The 16,103-nt window shown below is 57.6% G+C and carries 11 protein-coding genes; 1 reads left to right on the top strand and 10 read right to left on the bottom strand.

All coding sequences use genetic code 11. From position 1 onward, the window contains the following. Nucleotides 1–63: 63 nt before the first annotated feature. Entirely contained in the window at nt 64–1,716 is a 1,653-nt protein-coding gene (locus AC1DCM_RS23010; protein ID WP_477519843.1) for a hypothetical protein, read from the top strand. Nucleotides 1,717–1,786: 70 nt separating this feature from the next. On the opposite strand, the gene AC1DCM_RS23005 is transcribed toward AC1DCM_RS23010, so the two are convergent. The 10 genes from AC1DCM_RS23005 to AC1DCM_RS22960 all read right to left on the bottom strand — a co-directional run bounded on the left by AC1DCM_RS23005 (nt 1,787) and on the right by AC1DCM_RS22960 (nt 16,100). Then, entirely contained in the window at nt 1,787–4,336 is a 2,550-nt protein-coding gene (locus AC1DCM_RS23005; RefSeq protein ID WP_477519842.1) for a CgeB family protein, read from the bottom strand. A 9-nt stretch (nt 4,337–4,345) separates the two neighbouring features. Next, entirely contained in the window at nt 4,346–5,998 is a 1,653-nt protein-coding gene (locus AC1DCM_RS23000; protein ID WP_477519876.1) for a CgeB family protein, read from the bottom strand. 5 nt (nt 5,999–6,003) lie between these two features. Beyond that, nucleotides 6,004–6,894, bottom strand: a complete 891-nt coding sequence (locus tag AC1DCM_RS22995; protein ID WP_477519841.1) for a hypothetical protein — start codon at nt 6,892–6,894, stop codon at nt 6,004–6,006. 224 nt (nt 6,895–7,118) lie between these two features. Further along, on the bottom strand, nt 7,119–8,027 hold the full coding sequence (locus tag AC1DCM_RS22990; protein ID WP_477519840.1) for a hypothetical protein: 909 nt from the start codon (nt 8,025–8,027) through the stop codon (nt 7,119–7,121). 56 nt (nt 8,028–8,083) lie between these two features. Next, nucleotides 8,084–9,364 carry a UDP-N-acetyl-D-mannosamine dehydrogenase gene (gene wecC / locus AC1DCM_RS22985; protein ID WP_477519839.1) on the bottom strand — a complete coding sequence of 427 codons (1,281 nt, stop codon included), beginning with the start codon at nt 9,362–9,364 and terminating at the stop codon, nt 8,084–8,086. A 38-nt stretch (nt 9,365–9,402) separates the two neighbouring features. After that, the gene (locus tag AC1DCM_RS22980; protein ID WP_477519838.1) at nt 9,403–11,298 is read right to left on the bottom strand and encodes a glycosyltransferase family protein; all 1,896 of its coding nucleotides are present in this window, start codon (nt 11,296–11,298) and stop codon (nt 9,403–9,405) included. Further along, nucleotides 11,298–12,188 (bottom strand): ABC transporter ATP-binding protein, encoded by an 891-nt coding sequence (locus tag AC1DCM_RS22975; RefSeq protein WP_477519837.1) that lies wholly within the window; start codon nt 12,186–12,188, stop codon nt 11,298–11,300. The genes AC1DCM_RS22980 and AC1DCM_RS22975 overlap by 1 nt, the downstream gene beginning before the upstream one ends. Beyond that, the gene (locus AC1DCM_RS22970) at nt 12,175–13,062 is read right to left on the bottom strand and encodes an ABC transporter permease (RefSeq protein WP_477519836.1); all 888 of its coding nucleotides are present in this window, start codon (nt 13,060–13,062) and stop codon (nt 12,175–12,177) included. The genes AC1DCM_RS22975 and AC1DCM_RS22970 overlap by 14 nt, the downstream gene beginning before the upstream one ends. Nucleotides 13,063–13,083: 21 nt before the next feature. Beyond that, nucleotides 13,084–14,814, bottom strand: a complete 1,731-nt coding sequence (locus AC1DCM_RS22965; protein ID WP_477519835.1) for a glycosyltransferase family 4 protein — start codon at nt 14,812–14,814, stop codon at nt 13,084–13,086. Next, a complete protein-coding gene (locus AC1DCM_RS22960) occupies nt 14,811–16,100 on the bottom strand; it encodes a glycosyltransferase family 4 protein (RefSeq protein ID WP_477519834.1) in 1,290 nt (429 codons plus the stop codon). The genes AC1DCM_RS22965 and AC1DCM_RS22960 overlap by 4 nt, the downstream gene beginning before the upstream one ends. Between the last annotated feature and the right edge of the window lie 3 nt (nt 16,101–16,103).

Genomic DNA, 16,103 nt, shown 5'->3' with positions numbered 1-16,103 from the left:
TGCCCGCACGCCATCCTTTTGCCATAGGTCCATGGTCTCATCCYACGAGCCCAAGGATCCGCTGTGGCAAAGTTCAGGTCAGAGACGTCCGTCCCACCTACGGCCAATGCCAGACATATAACGGCCAGCCTTCTGGCCGCATTTGTCTTAGTACTAGGTTTCCTGCACGCATCGACAGCCCAAGCGGCTGCACCACCTGTTTACCCCATTAGTGGCTACTTCATTTTTGGGAGTAGCAGCGATTCGGTCAACTCGCAGAAACTCTCAGACATCAAAGCAGTCGGCGGCGATACTGTCATAACATTTGGATCGCGCATAAAGCCCGCCACATTGACGGATATCCCCGCCGACTGCAAAGTCAACGGGACAAACTGCGCGGAGGCAGCAGCAGCCGGTGTAAAGGTCAATCGATACTTCACATATTCAGACAGCTCGCAATGGGGTACGCCCTCACACGTCTGTCCTCGCGATATCTCCCTCACGGGCAATGGAAAGCCGTTCACAGTACTCGTCCTGCCAAACCAGGGCAGTAGCTGCACGTCCCCTAATGGACTCTATGATGTCGTCGTCATTAGTGGCGCAACCGCAGCGGGAACTGTTGGCGTCAACGTCTCGCTGGCAAAGACGGCCACCTCCTTGGGAATGAAGTACTACGCAGGGCTGCCGATGCCGGTGGCGCGTACAGACTACGGATACCTTCCTGATGTTACATATCTTCCGGCTTTTACCCAGTTCACTGATCGCTTTCTGCGCTACCAGGCCAAGGTCGCAAATGTGGCCGGACTGGCCGGTTTCTACCTTTCATACGAGATGCCAGTCACCAGCGGCACGACGTTTGATCCCATCCTGAACCTCTACAAGATCCAGAACCAAGCCATTGCCCGGATACACCCCGGGCGCAGTGGAGTGGTAAGTCCTTACCTGGATGGAAGGAAGACCGGGGGCCTCACGCTCACTCAAGTCCGCGATGGGGCCGAAAAGATCGGTATGACGGCCGGCAACAATAAGCTTGCAATTGCTATTCAAGATGGGATGGGCACGGGGAAATCGGGTGCATTCTTCGGAAACGAAGCGAACAACCCGGTAGATCAGTTCAATGCATCAATTGTCGGCACCGGGACGTGGGGAAGTAAGTATCAAGCCCCTGTCCGCGACTATTTTGCAGCCGCCGCGGAGGGCATTGATGGCACAGGAGCTGAACTGTGGGCGAATCTCGAGGGTATGGCGCCTTTAACGTCCCAGAATCCCTGCGAAAGCAACTCGCGGGGTCAAACCACCAAGTCAAGAGTAGACAGGCAACTTCAACAGTTGGGAAACTCGCCCACGAGAGTTATCTCCTACATGTGGGACGGCTATTACACGTGCACCGGTGCTTGGTCTCCTCTGGCTGAACGGTTGAAGGCCGGCAACATGACTCCAGTAATCACTGATTCGATCTTCTATGGCAATGGGGACGTCCTGGTCACCGGGCAGAATCTAAGTGGAGGAATCGTCTACGTGAAATGGACTGACACGTCAGGCCGGACCTACGAAAAGACCGTTAGCGCTTCCGCCTACAACCCCGACTACGGCAGGCAACTTGGCATCAATCCACGACTCGAGTCAGTCACAGCCACGCTCGGCAGCACCTCCCTGGGCGTTGGCAAGTACTACATGATCGATGTCGTAAACGGCGCAGGCGCCAAGAACGACGCCTTCTATTCAGATCGCGGCTAGAGTTCCGCTGTAGACAAACGAGGCCTTCTGCCCGTGGGCAGAAGGCCTCGTTCTGTCATCAAGTGACTTACTATCGGGCGGAAATACCGCTCCCAGCACCCCATGGGGACGTGGAAACAGTCACCAAGGAATTTACGTTTTCCAGAGAACCAACCCACTCCAAGCTGCTGATCTCGGCGGAGGGGAATGAAGCGGGGCGGACCTTCAGAGACTTGGAAGCTGGAAGGATAGCGAACGACACCTCCGGGGTGTTCTGGTTCTTGGGGACGTGGACCCGCAGATTGCGTGTAACGGGCGAGGTCTTCAAGACCTCTGTGTAGGCGACAGATCCGCCCACACTTACCGTCAGTTTGTACAACCCAGCTGACTCTTCGCTAACGCTGTGCGCCACCGTTGCTATCAGATCTGTGCCCTTGCCCTTGATCCGTTCGTGGGTTACCAGCACGGACCTCCGGTCATGTCCCAGCATCCAACTGACCTCTGGCTCGACAATATCGACGTCGCTAACAATTTGCTGAACGCTGGAACTGGTTGCTTCGCTGGCAAAGATGCGCTCCAGCAATCCTTCAAATCTCATTTCAGCATTGAGCGGCCCCAGGACCGCTGTACGTGCTGCAGCCAGAATTCTCGTTGTACTTGCATTCGAGGAGGCCAATCTGGCGAGCTTCATGGCCAGTTCGCCCCTCTCCCGAACGGACACTGAGGCGATCCCTGCTGGACATATGTTCATTGTGCCGACTCCGCGGGGCACCACCACCAGAGAACCTGAAGCCATGGCAAACGGCAAGGCTTCAGACGGCAGCGGACCTGGAATGCTGGCATCGAACGGGGCCACAACAACGGTGGACTTCAAGGCAGCCGCCAGCAGCCCAAGGTCGTTGAATTCCGAAGGTGATTCCTCAATGAACAGCTCCAGCGAAGGCCAGTCGGCCAAGTCCCGGAAGGCTGCGGCTTGTTTGTTGAAATGAAGTCTCCGCTTTCCGGCAACTACAACGCGCTGCTGACGTTCGCGAACCCGTTCCGTAGCAATCCGGAACGAATGATCTACCAGATACGGCAGGTGCTCCACGGATTCGAAGCCGTCACTGACGAGTCCAGCGGCCACAGTTTCGTTCAAGACGCCAAAGTAGTCCACCCTGGAAGCCAAGCGCTTAACCTTCTCACCGCCTTTGGCATGTTCAGCACCAATTACCGCAAGCCGAACGCCAGCCGCGAGTAACTCATCCCTACCCGCCTGAGTGATCCCGCAATCCAGCCCCGAAATAACAAGCAGTTCAGGAAGCTCCTTGACGGACTGAATGAACTTAGCGGCGTTGACCACAAATTTGAACTCGTTGTTGGGGTCGGGTACAAGGACACTCTTATATTGGGCAAGGTCAAGGGCTACTACGTTGTGTCCCAACGTTTGCAGCGCTCTCATGGCCACCGATGAAGTGGAAGTAACTCTTCGGAATCCCACGCCGAGCACGGCAATTGAGCGGGCGTTCGTCGTGGCCTTCACCTCAATGCGCTCCTGCGGAACGGCAACTTCGGTGGAACGAATTGGTTCGGCTCGCTCGCGACCGGCATCCACAGCATCAAATTGGGTGAACCAGAGACTGCGTTCAGTGGCATCCAGATCCTGCCACGAATCATCAGACAGTACCGATTCCAACGCCATGACGCGAGCCGCTGCGGAGTAGTTCCTGAGGAAGCGATCGTGCGTTGAACGGCTCAGTTCTTCCAGTGAAGAAGACGCAAGCAAAGACTGAATGGTGCTGTCCAGTTGCGTGATCGAATCGACGCAGACGATCTCAGGGAAGGAGGCCAGGTCCTCGGCGTCCGGGACAACGGAGACGATCGGAATTCCCATTGCAGCGTATTGGATTACGCGACTCGGATACTGGAAGAAACCCAACTTGTCCAAACCGTCAAACCAGGTTTCGAGACCTTGATGGTCCCGGAAGTACTGCGGAATATTGATCGCGAGCCCAGTTCTGGCACCGGCTTCGACCACTTCCTCGTCGCTGTCCAGGAACCCACCGCCGATTCGGTAGTAGTCGCGTCCGACGTTGCCATGAATCCGGATACTTGAGGTAAGTGAACCTAAGTCGAAATACCTGGTCCGGCGAACTTCGTCGTGGACGTTGCCCAGGAACATTGCATCTGATTCCCGTGGCTGCGAGCCAAACACGTAAGGGAACGCAGTTTGGTCTGTCCAGAACGGGAAGTTGATGCCCGTGGGACGCCCAAACATGGACTCGTAGAAATCCAAGACCCTGGCCGTACCACAGTGGAGTACTACGTCGTAGCTTTCCACAACTGGCCCATAGGAGAGATCCCAAAGGACCGGGTCATCAGAAAGCCAAGCCACCAGACGTGCGCCGGTGCGTTTAGCCCGCTCGAGCAGCGGCATCGGAAGGCTGGCCGGCCTGAACACGAAAATCACGTCAGGACGAAAATCGATGACCTTATCCAACGTTGAGTTCAGGACGTGCAACTGGGCAGGGCCGGTCGCAAACTTGTACCCGTGGCCGACCTTCCCTGTGTTCAGAACCGTATGGCCGGCAGCCACAAGGGCGCGCTCAAGGGAGCTAGCTACGTGCGTTTCGACTATGCCATCAAACAAAGCAATTTTCATGATGTTTCCCTAAACCGTCCAGGACGGATCTGAACTGGCGGATGCCTCTCGTACATTGAACCGATCAGAAATCGTCACCAGCTCTGAAGACTCAAATACCGCACCAGGAGTCAAAGATTCGTGCACGAGGAGGGGCTTCCAATCAGCTGACATCGGCGAAATCCATGCGCCTGAGAGAACGCGGAAGCCTTCCGTATCTTCAAGCCAGCTATCGCCAATGTATGCACTGTCTGGCTTCTTGGCAGTGGCCGTGACGGCCTTACCTGTAACTCGGGACTCGGCGTCGTGAAGTGTATAGAGACGCAGGTCGCTGACGTAGTTAGGCGCATAGTCAAAGGCCTCAGAGAACACGGTTACGAACGGGGAATCCAGCTGAAAACTCTCGATGTCCTGAAGGGTTCGCAGGATGGTGGTGGTTTCAGACATGCCTCTGCGCTTCAATGCTGAACGAATTTCACTGTCGTCAGGTCCGACGCGGCAGACAACCACAACATTTTCCAACTCGATCGTCTGTTCTTTTGCCTGGGCGATGAGGCGGTCCAAGGACGACACGGAGGACGCCACAAGCACGGCCGTAACGCCATCGTGGGGAATCTTCCACTCAAGCCCGGCCATGGAATAGATCCGCTGCATCCGTTGGGCATACGTGTGCTGCTGTAGGGTACGACGCCAGGCCTTGTGCGTGGCGCGTTCCCGGAAGTCATGATCGCCGACGAGACGCCCAAGAACTTCCTTTGCCTCGGACTGCGTCCGCACAGTGAAAACTTCGTCAGCCGCGTAAGCACCTGAAATAGCCTCTGATTCAACGCTGACAACAGCTGTCTTGCTGCTGCTCAGCTCGAAAATCCGCCGCGCACACATGCTCTTCGACTGCGGCACGGAATTTACGTTGAGGAAAACCTTGTGGTGACCGTATGCCCTCACCATTGCCGCATACGGCAGGGAACCGACAACGAACTGTGCGTAAGGTTCAGGAAACGCGTAGTTTGCGTCCCCGCCGAGGGCTCGTGAGTAGATCGACAAGCCAAGCTCTGCCGACGGGGGGAACAACAGATTCATTTGGTCACGGCGTTCCGGGAACTTGTGCGCAAAATACTGCCCTGCGAAGGCCACGTTTCCCACATTGGACTGTGAGTCACGTAGCGGCTTGTGGATACGCGGTTGTGCAGCAAAGGGAAGGGTTGCCACGTTGTCATGACCAGCCGCTGCCGCGTAGTCCTTGATCAAGGACTCTTCGGACGTGAGGATCACGTCGAATTCCTTGGCCGCAGGGAGAAATTCTTCGAAGTGGGGTGGGTCCTCCTTGTTCCAGAAGACGGTGGGTATTCCTTGTTGCCTGCATGCTTGGATCAGTGAATAGAATGCCGTCTTGGGACCGCCCGGGCCGGTAATCTGATAGGCCCAATCTCCATCATTTCCACTCCAAGCAGACTCAACAAACAGGACATCCGGACGAAGTCGCTCCAGCGCCTCTGCATAGTCCCTTGTAGAGATCGGCCACAGTCGCGCTTCAGGGGCGAAACACTGGGTCGAGAATTCGTCCAGGACCACTCCAACGGAAGGAAGGTCCCGGGTGGCGTCAGGCAGGGCATAGGAAATCTCCAGCCCAAACGAATTATTCACCAGGTTGAACAAGCCAAGGTGGACGTCGCTCGAGTTCATCGCTTTCACGTTCCAATCAATTCTGCGCGGTTGTACGACTTCGACATGTTCTTTACGTAGAGTCGAGGATGAGCCTCGAGGAACGCCTGGACCGCAGGCCGAACATCGATCGCGGACGAGTCGACGATAACCAGAGGCGTTTTAGGCCGGAGCCAATTGAAATACAACGCCGGGATGTTGTCCGTTAGCACCGTGGCTGAGGCAATAGCCCCGAAGTCGATAACGACCATGTCAGCCGAGTGCGCTGTCACTCCGGAGAGGGAAGCAGCCGGAACGGGGCTTGCGGGCAAGAGATGACAACTTGCGCTCGCGTCTTCTTGGGCTGCACCCAAAACCGCGCGGAAGGCAGCAATCTCCTCGTCGGACCCCACCAATCCTGCTGCCAGGGAAGGTCGTGGTTGGAGATGCGTCAGGCAGTTCGCGACCCATGCAGTTGAGATGCCGGAACCGATATGCACCACCGTTGCCGGCAAATGATGACCGATTGACTCAAATATTCCGCTCGCCGCGGCAACCGAAATGTTTCGGCTCTGTACATGTCGGGTCATTGCCACCCAGTCCCGAATCTGCTCCAAATGGGTGAACGACTCGGTGTTGGCAACGTGTTTAGTATGGTTGCCAACGGATACCAGCTTGGCTACGTCCGTTTCATTTAGGCGAACACTCTTGTCGATCGAATCCGCCGACTTTGCAATATTGGATATAGCACGAGTTTGCTCAGTAGTCTTTTGCGTGTTCTGACGCACGGCTACCAGGGAACGGCGAACGGTGTATGTGCCCTCGAAGAGAACCGGGACAGCCGCTGCCAATCCGATGACAACAAGGAAAATCCCCAAGTTCGCGGATTCCAAATACGAGATAAGGCCACCAGCGAAGATGAGGGCGCCGATTATCAATCCAAGAATCCCTCGGGGCGTTCGAAGGAATCTGGTCAGCGGTGAGTCATTTTTGAGTCTTAACATTCTACAATGCTCCGTGAAGTCGTTTCGTGCATCGAAGTTCTTTGGGAATTATTTAGTTTTCTTTGCACCGTTCTCCGTCCGGCTGGGGCTGTCCCGTTCGACTACCACAGAGGTATTCGAACGGGACACCGGACGTCATCAGGCATAGTTGGGAGGGGCTATTCGCGAACTCGCCGCCCCCGCTGTGTTGCGGCATCCAGGCCATCGAAACTCGGCGGGGCAAAGCCAAGTCCCTTCAGTCCTGTCGCCCAGTCATCTTTCGCAGCAACGTTTAGAACATCTGTTATGAGTGCCTTGGGGGGAGCAGCGTGTCCTTCGCCCCAGTCATCACCCATGAGTTCAAAGACGGCATTGCTATAGTGCAAATTCTCAACAAACGGGTTCCTGTGACGTTCGATATGGAATTTATCGGTGCTGTTCTGCATGTAGGCAACAGTGTTCTCTACGGGTTTGCTGTAAACCTTCACGAGGTCAGTCGTGACACTATGCGGAAGTCTTTCCATGGCGTCACTTCCGCTGACCTCAAAACAGGTCTCGGCGTAGTTAGCAACGGGGATGGGCTCATATTTAGCAATGTCCGTCTGTGGATTTGCAACGATTGCAAGTGAGCCCGGGAATTGCGAGGAATAGTAAAGAGAAGCAAATCCCCCGCCCGATGTGCCGAAAAAGACGAGCTTTTCGCTGCCAAAGGACGAAACGATCTTGGCGATGATGTCTTGGAGAATCTGCTGCAGTCTTTGCTTGGAGTTACCCGCATACCAGCCAAGGTTCATTGTAGGGCTGATGATCAAGCTGGGATCAGAAATAAAAATCCGGTTGACATCAACTTCCCTGGAAACGCCCAGACCAGCAATCATGGGTAGCCGATACTCTGGACGTACGGCGCCGTGCAGAAAAACGGCAGTCGTCTTGTGCCCGCGATTTTGGACCAGGACGTCAATAGGAAGCCCCCCATGATCGATCACATGGTATCCCCCCTTGATTTCCCGGGCGCTCAGGAATGCGCCAATCGAGGGATAGCCTGTGATCGCATGAACCTTGGGATCAATATTTCTTGCGCGGGTCATTCTCAACTCTCATGTCTTTGCTCGCTGAGGCGGCAAGCACCTACAGGTCTGGGAACCTAGACAGCGATAACCGCTGGCGTGGTTTCAAGATTCAGCGCACCGCGCGTGTCAATGACAATCTTGCCGGACAGCAGCTCAGGGTCGACCGCTTTGACGTCATCGTGGTCAACCAGAACGACTACTACATCCGAGCGCTGGATGGAATCTTCGATCGAAACGAGCTCCACGTTACTGAGGTCGACCAGCTGCTTGGGGAGTTCCTCCACGTGCGGTTCAGCAACGTTGATACGGCGATCCTGCAAAGCGTCGGCGAGGTGTGCTGCGATCTCGATGGCGGGTGATTCGCGGAGGTCGTCGATGTTGGCCTTGAAGGCGAGTCCGAGAACTGAAACCTCTGCCGTGGCGGGCAGCGTCTCTAAAGCGGAAACGACCTTCTGGAAAACCCACTCAGGCTTTGCATCGTTGACTTCACGCGCAGTGCGGATCAGGCGGGATTCCTCGGGGGCTGCTGCAACAATGAACCACGGGTCGACAGCGATGCAGTGGCCGCCGACGCCGGGGCCCGGCTGCAGGATGTTAACGCGGGGGTGGTGGTTGGCCAGGCGGATCAGTTCCCAGACGTCAATTCCCAGCTTGTCGCTGATGACTGAAAGCTCGTTCGCGAAAGCAATGTTGACGTCGCGGTAGGAATTCTCCACCAGCTTGGCCATCTCGGCGGTGACGGCGTCCGTGGTCAGGATTTCACCCTGGCAGAACACGGCATAGAGGTCTTTCGCCTTCTCCGCGGCCTCGGCAGTGATACCGCCAACAATCCTGTCATTGGTGACGAGTTCGATCATGACGCGTCCCGGAAGGACACGCTCAGGGCAGTGGGCCACGAGGATGGCAGGTTTCGAGTCGGAACCATCAAGGCTGAGGTCCGGCCGGAGGTTCAAGATGTACTGGGCCATGTGCTCTGTAGCGCCGGGAGGCGATGTGGACTCAAGGATCAGGAGTTCACCGCCCTGCAGCTGCGGTGCAATGGCCCGGGCCGCGGCTTCGATGTAGCTCAAGTCTGCGGAGCGGTCTTCCTTGAACGGTGTGGGGACGGCAACGATGTAGGCGTCAGCCTGCGGAGTGGAAGTACTCGCGCTCAAGTGGCCCTGGCTTACGGCACCGGACACATGGACTCCGAGGTCCGGTTCAACGAACGGAACCTGGCCTGCGTTCACTGCGTCAACCGTGCGCTGGTTGACGTCTACGCCGATGACCTCGAGGCCGTTGGTGGCCAAGATGGCGGCGGTTGGGAGGCCTATGTATCCAAGGCCGATTACTGCTACCCGTTTGATGGTGTTCAAAATGTTCCCCTTTTTTATTTACAAATCTTGAGTCTGAGCTAAAGCGTGACGTGTTCGGTGGGATTACCCCAGAACCGGACTTCTCCTGAGGCGAGGAGCTCGTCGTCGGAGGCGTTCCAGGTGTGTCCCGATCCGCTCCTGAGTTGGTAGTAGTTGTATCGGTCAGAGGAATAGATCTTTCCGCCTGCTTGGGTCACTGCGTTCAAGAAGGCAGTGTCTTCGCCACGGCTTCTGTCCTCGAATGGATGCTCTTCAAAGACGGATCGTTTCGCCATAATGGTGGGTCCCATGACCAGGTGGCTGAACCTGTGCTCCATGTGTCCAAAACGGTACACAGCAGCATTCCTGCTCGAAATGAACATGAAGTGCGCGAGCTTGCCCACTACGTCCGCCCCCGAGTACCGCAGTGCATTGACTTGGTCCCGTAGGTAGTCAGGACCGTAGTAGTCGTCGTCATCCATCTTGGTGAGTACCGCACCACTGGATTCGGCAACGCACCTGTTCAGGCAGGCTCCCAGGCTCAGCGATTCCGGCTCTTCAAGCAACGTCAATTGAGTCACGTTGTACTTCTTGCTAAGCCTCCGGATGGTGGAAGCACTGGCTTTGAATCCGTGTGTCAGCAACACGAGCTCAACGTCCACTCCCCGCTGGGAGCCGACTGTCTTGAAGATGTGCTCCAGTTGGTGTGGCCGAATGGTGGAAACCAGGGCAGTTACGGTTTCCGGCTGAACGGGCTTTTGACGTGCGGGCAGCACCAGCCGTACAACTTCCTCAGCCCTGTGCGCGTACGTATGCTCAGCCCAGATACGTCGTTGGGCCAAGTGCACGGCGCGATCATTGAGTTCGGGGCTGCGTATTAGCGCCTTGATGACGTCCGCTGCCTGTGCCGCACTTGCAACGCTGTGGATTTCGTTGTCAGGGAAAAAACGTGGCAGTGCAGGGCTGGGCGTCGTTACTACCGGTGTTCCGGAGGCCGTAATCTCAAAGATCCGACGCGCACACATGCTCGGTGAGTCCACTACGGAGTTGACGTTCAGGAAGACCTTGTACGCCTTGTACGCGGTGAGCATCTGGTCATAGTTGAGCGAACCTACTACATGAGCGTCATAGGGTGCAGGGAACTGATATTCGGGATCTCCGCCCAACTGACGGGAGAAGATCTCAAGACCGTTCTTGAAAGTGGACGAACCGGTGATTGCGCCGTCCAAAAGGACCTGCAGTTGTTCCCGGCGTTCCGGATACTTATGCGCAAAGTACATTCCCGCAAACGCCACATCCCGGGAATGCCTGCCGGTCGCTGGCCTGACCGGGTTGTGGATAGCAGGCTGGGCTGCAAAGGGGAGGACCCCGATCCGGTCGTGACCAAGGGCCGCACGATAGTCCGGAAGCTTGTTCTCATCCGACGTGAAGACGACGTCGAATTCGCGCGCGGCGGGAAGGAAGTCCTCAAAGTGCGGAGGGTCTTCCTTATTCCAGAAGACGGTAGGAATACCTTGCGTGCGGCACCACTGCATCAGATCCAGGAAGTCTTGTCGCGGCCCGTTGCTGCCTGTGAGCTGGTATTGCCACGAGCCGGAGTTGCCGTTCCATGCGGACTCGACAAACACGAAGTCCACGCGCTGTTCTTGCAATTGTTGGAGCCAGTTGTCCTTCTCGAGGAAAAGTACGTTCCACTCGTAAGAAAACGAACGAGCAGAAAAATCGTCGAGGATGACAGCAACTGTGAGATCGCTGCGGCGGGGAGGGACGGCCGGGTAGTCAAAGGCGCCGAAGGACAAAGAGCGTCCGTCCTTGGCACGGAGCACGGTGGCCCGAGCACTGCGAACAGAGCTCGCTGTAGCGGTCCTGTGCCGCCGATACCACTTTCGCAGCTGGGGCAGGCCCCCTTGGCGAAAGTGCCATGCTGCCGTACGCACATCTGATACGTACCGCATTACGCCCTGCTCCTGCGCATCTTGCTACGAGTCAGAACTTCCGTCATTTGTAGATTGGCGCGCGCTTCATCGCGGACACGTGCAGCCGTGATGTTGTTTCCCTTGGCCAAATTCCCGGTGAAGTCCTGGTAGGCGCGAACAGTTTCTTCAGGATCGCCATCCATGATCAGGTGTCCCTTGTCCAGCCAGAGGACCCGGCTGCACATCTTGGTGATGGTGTCCAGGGAGTGGCTGACCAGGAAGACACAACCAGCCTGTTCGCGGAGTTGGTCCATGCGCCGTTTGCTTCGGTCACCAAACTGGGCGTCACCAGTGTTCAGGGCTTCGTCCACCAAAAGAATCTCGGGGTCGATGCTCGCGGCGATTGCGAAACGCAGCCTGGAGGCCATCCCCGATGAATATGACTTCATGGGCAGGTAAATGGAATCCTCCAGCCCACAGAGTTCAACGATGCTGTGGAACTTGGCCTCGACTTCCTGCCGGCTCATGCCCATGGCAAGGCAGCCAAGGACTACATTTTGGTGGCCGGACAAGTCAGGCATCAGCGCAGCATTTACGCCGAGCATGATCGGTGTGCTTGAAGCGAAAATCGCTCCGGATGTGGGGCGCATTTGGCCGCTGATGAGTTTCATCAGTGTGCTCTTGCCGGAGCCGTTGCGGCCGATAATTCCCACAGACTCGCCGCGTTCCACCACCAAGGACAGTTCGTAAAGCGCACGTACCGTCACGGTGTTCGGCCGACGGCCCAGACGGCTCAGGAAACTGGTGTCCCGGCGTTCTTGCGCGACGGCTTCAGAGTCGGTTGTGACCACACGGTATTCCATCGCTGCACGGTCAACCACCACACACGGATGGCCTTCAACATCCAGGACTTGCTCAGCCCCGACCATAGGACTCCTCCCCTTGCCAGAAGAAGACCATACCCACGAGAAGTGCTCCCAGGGCCCAGACGGCCAATGTGGCCCAGGACTGCCAAGTGGGTGCCTGGGCATAAAGGATGCAATTGCGAAGGATATCGATGACGTTGAACAACGGGTTCATCTTCAGAACGGCCAAAATGTCCGGGTGCTTCACAAACTTCTCGTAGGAGTAGAAGATGGCGGAGCCATACATCCACGCGCGCATGAAGAACGGCAGCAGGTGGGTGGCATCGTGGACGCGCGAAATGATCCGCGCCAGAATTAGCCCGACGCCAAGATTGAAGACTGACTGAAGCAAAAGTGCCGGGATGATCAGTAGCCATAGCCACGTGATCTTCTCGACCGGCGGGATCAGGGTGATGATCAAAAGCATCGCAATGATCAGCGGCACGTTGGACATCATTTCCCGGATGTTCATGCCGATCGGCAAAGTCGCCCGCGGAAAGTTGAAAGCCTGGACCACGGACTTATTGCTGTGGATGGATCGGGCACCGCTTGTAATGGCGCCCGATGTGCCTTGGAATATGAAGATTCCAATCACCAGATAGCCAACGTAATTCTCAATGCCGCCGCTGGTCTGGAGCAGAATGCCGAAAATAACGTAGTACGTCAGGCCATTGAAGATCGGGTTGAGCAGCAACCATGCACTGCCTAAGCGGTCCCGTCGTGTACCACTCTGCACCCTGGCGCGGGCGTCGTAGAAAATGAACTCACGGAAGTCCCACAGCTGAACCAGGTAGTCCAGAAAACCCGGGCGCGCACCAACGCGCGTCAGGCGGCGCATGTCCACAGCCAGTGGTTGTACCAGTGCTGGCTCGGGCAGTAGTGCTTTCTTCGCCGACATCAGCTGACCCTCCTTACGTTGTTAGACGCCCAAATTTTCATAAGCCCGGATGTATGCCTGGGCATTTGCCTGCCACGTCCTCGTGGCCAATACTTCTTGCCTGCCAGCGGCGCCAAGCCGCTTCCGTAAACCTTCATCATCAAGCAATTCGTACAACACCTCAGCCAGTCCCCCCGGATCTTCAGCGTTCGCCACTCTGCCGTTTACGCCGTCGTGCACTATCTCCCGCAAGGCCTCCAGCTTGCTGGCCACCACAGGCCGGCCGGAGGCCAGGGCCTCCACAGGTTTGAGCGGCGTCACGGCCCGGGTAACAGCCAGGTCCTTGCGTGGAACCACAAAAATGTCCAGCGCCAAGTGGTACAGGCGAGCCTGCTCCGAAGGGACACGCCCTGTGAAGATGGTCCGTTCAGATAGTCCCAAGCGCCGGACTTGGTCCTGAAGCGCGGGCGCAGCGGTGCCGTCCCCGACCAAAACCAGCTTCAACTGTGGCAGTCGTGGCGCAAGCAGCGCAAATGCTGTGACCAGATCGTCAAGGCCCTCGTAGTCGACAAGGCTGCTTACTGTCCCGATGTAAAGCCCGTTCGGGTCCAGTCCCAGAGCCAGCCGCGCCTCGCGGTGATCGAGCGGTTCTTCCAGGTAAGCGCCGCCCACGGCATTGGGGCAGATCAGGATTTTGCTGTCCGGGATGCCCATGGCCACGATGTTGTTTTTCATGGATTCACCGAGAGTGACCACAAGGTCCGCGCTCTGCATGACGTCGGCTTCCCGTTCGGTAAAGAGCTTGTACCGTTCACTCCGGCGAGCTTCCTCGCCACGCGTTGACGCCCACGTGTCGGCCAATTGCCCGCGGACTTCATAGGCCCACGGGACATCCAAGGCGTTTGCGACTTCCCGGGCTACCAGCCCGTTGACGAAGTGCGTGGTGGTATGCAGGACCGCCGGCCTGAAATCGCGGGCGAGGGACAAAATGCCTTCAGCCTGCTGCTGTAAGCGACCGTTCATGGACGGCTTCATACGCGGCGGCAGGAGACGTTCGTAGCGCACCCCGTCAACAACGTCATGCTGCCGCGCTGTCAACGCGCCGATCTGCACGGGGTAACCCAGTCGGGTTAGAGCGAGGGCTTCCCAACCGGCGTCCTGTTGGGCGGTCAGGATGGAATGGCTGCGCCGGGCGTAGCCGCTGCCGGTATGCGGCACTGAGTTCGTCAGAAGGTGCAGGACCCTACGGGGTTGCGGTTTTACTGCGGATGCCGTCAGCGATGGACGCCACCCCTGGAAGACGCGGACTTCGGACTCAAGCCGCTGCCGCTGTTTTGCCATGCCGCCCCGCTCGCCAGCGAGGACGACGACGGCGCCACTCATGTCGCCGTCGTACCACTTGCGTCTGGCGACGGTCGCTGGAGTCTGGCTGGCGCCGGAAGCCAGCTCCAGGAAGACAGCAGCCCATTCGGGTTGCTCGGCAGCGACGGCCACTTCTGCAGCCTTGCGGGCAGGGTCGCCAGCAACGCCGGCAGCGATGGCGCGCTCAAACCGACGGGTGAGCCCTGCGGTATCCCCGGCGGCGTGGCTGGCCAGCAGGAAGAGGGGACGGGCGGAATCGGGCGCAAGTTTGGCCACGAAACGAGCCAGCGGCCTGACGATCCTGGACGGCAGCCGGCGAAGAACCTGGAGGAACAAGACAAAGGGCGACTCAGTGAGGTGCTCTGACACGGTTCCTGCAGTCAGGGCAAGGTTCTTAAGGAGTTGGATCATGCAGTCCCCCGGGCATCGGCTGACTCCGGATTGATCGCTGACTCCGGATTAACCAAGGAGGTTATCGAGTCCATGTATCGCAGGGCCAGCTGGGCATAGTCAGCGTTGTCCCGGACCCATTCGCGTCCGCTGCTGCCTGAGGCAAGACGGCTTCGGTCCTTGGAAAGCTCGCGCCACAGCTGTGCCACTGCTTCGGCGTTGGCCGCGACGACATCGCCTCCGCCGGCTTCAATGATGATGCGTTCCGCTTCGCCTCGAACCACCGCAGTGACGTGTCTGCCAATGGCCAGAACCTCGTAGGTCTTGGACGGGACAGTGGTCTCGAACGACTTCCAATCATCGCGGAGGGAAACGATGCATGTATCGGCCTCACGGTATTTGTCCATGACGGCTTGACCCTGCAGTGAAGGGAAGAAAGTCACGGGTGCGTTGAGCTCGTGGGCCAATTTCACCAGTTGCGGCCGACTGGTCCCGTGACCCACCAGTGTGAGGTGGAATCCCTCGCCCAGCAGCGCACTTGCCCGGATGAGGATGTCCAGGCGCTGGCTTTTGCCATGATTTCCGAGGTACACGGCATGAAAGACGTCCCGTTCCAAGGCCGGGGGCTCCAGGAAAGGCATGGCGTTCAAATCAAGGCCGTTGCTCACGGTGACCACGTTCTTGATGCCGCGGTCCCGCAGCGTCTCGGCAAAGCCGTCGGTGACGGTGACAACCAGGTCCGCCCGCTGCTGGACAAACTCGACCACGCGCTCCACCAGGCTCTTGACGCTGCCTTGCACGATTCGCGCGTCGCGGGCCAAGTCCGGCCACGCATCCCGCATCTCGACGATGAAAGGCACCTTGCGAAGCCTGGAAAGCACGTATCCAGTAGCCAGCGTCGGGAGGCTCGGAGCGGTGGCAAGAATCGCGTCGGGCTTCTTGCCGCCCAATCCTATGGGAACGGACATCACCGCGGAGAAGAGTTGATCAACGAAACGCGCCAGCGGCGACGTGCCAAGATGCCGAAGGTACGGCACGCGCCTGATGTTTTCGCCGTGCGGGCCTTCCTGGTGGGCAAAAGCGAATCCAGCCTTTCGCCGGGGCAGATCCCGCTTGCCATTGGGATAGTGCGCGACGGGAGCAACGACGTCGACGTCCCAGCCTGCCTTCCGGAATTCCCGGGTCAGAGACAGCCAACGGCGCTGCGGCGGGCTGTGCTCCGGCCAATATGAGTGGGTGAGAAGCATTAGACGCAACGGCAATGCAGTATTTACGGCAGCCGCGTCCCTGGGGAGGGAGGTATCCATGGA

It is taken from the genome of Paenarthrobacter sp. 10N417 (assembly GCF_056394745.1).
Note: the sequence above shows the minus strand (reverse complement) of the source record. Positions and strands in the feature narration are given on the sequence as shown.

Coding starts and splice junctions, on each gene's coding strand:
- AC1DCM_RS23005 (WP_477519842.1), bottom strand. CDS start 4,336: ATGAAAATTGCTTTGTTTGATGGCATAGTCGAAACGCACGTAGCTAGC.
- AC1DCM_RS23000 (WP_477519876.1), bottom strand. CDS start 5,998: ATGAACTCGAGCGACGTCCACCTTGGCTTGTTCAACCTGGTGAATAAT.
- AC1DCM_RS22990 (WP_477519840.1), bottom strand. CDS start 8,027: ATGACCCGCGCAAGAAATATTGATCCCAAGGTTCATGCGATCACAGGC.
- AC1DCM_RS22980 (WP_477519838.1), bottom strand. CDS start 11,298: ATGCGGTACGTATCAGATGTGCGTACGGCAGCATGGCACTTTCGCCAA.
- AC1DCM_RS22975 (WP_477519837.1), bottom strand. CDS start 12,188: ATGGTCGGGGCTGAGCAAGTCCTGGATGTTGAAGGCCATCCGTGTGTG.
- AC1DCM_RS22970 (WP_477519836.1), bottom strand. CDS start 13,062: ATGTCGGCGAAGAAAGCACTACTGCCCGAGCCAGCACTGGTACAACCA.
- AC1DCM_RS22965 (WP_477519835.1), bottom strand. CDS start 14,814: ATGATCCAACTCCTTAAGAACCTTGCCCTGACTGCAGGAACCGTGTCA.
- AC1DCM_RS22960 (WP_477519834.1), bottom strand. CDS start 16,100: ATGGATACCTCCCTCCCCAGGGACGCGGCTGCCGTAAATACTGCATTG.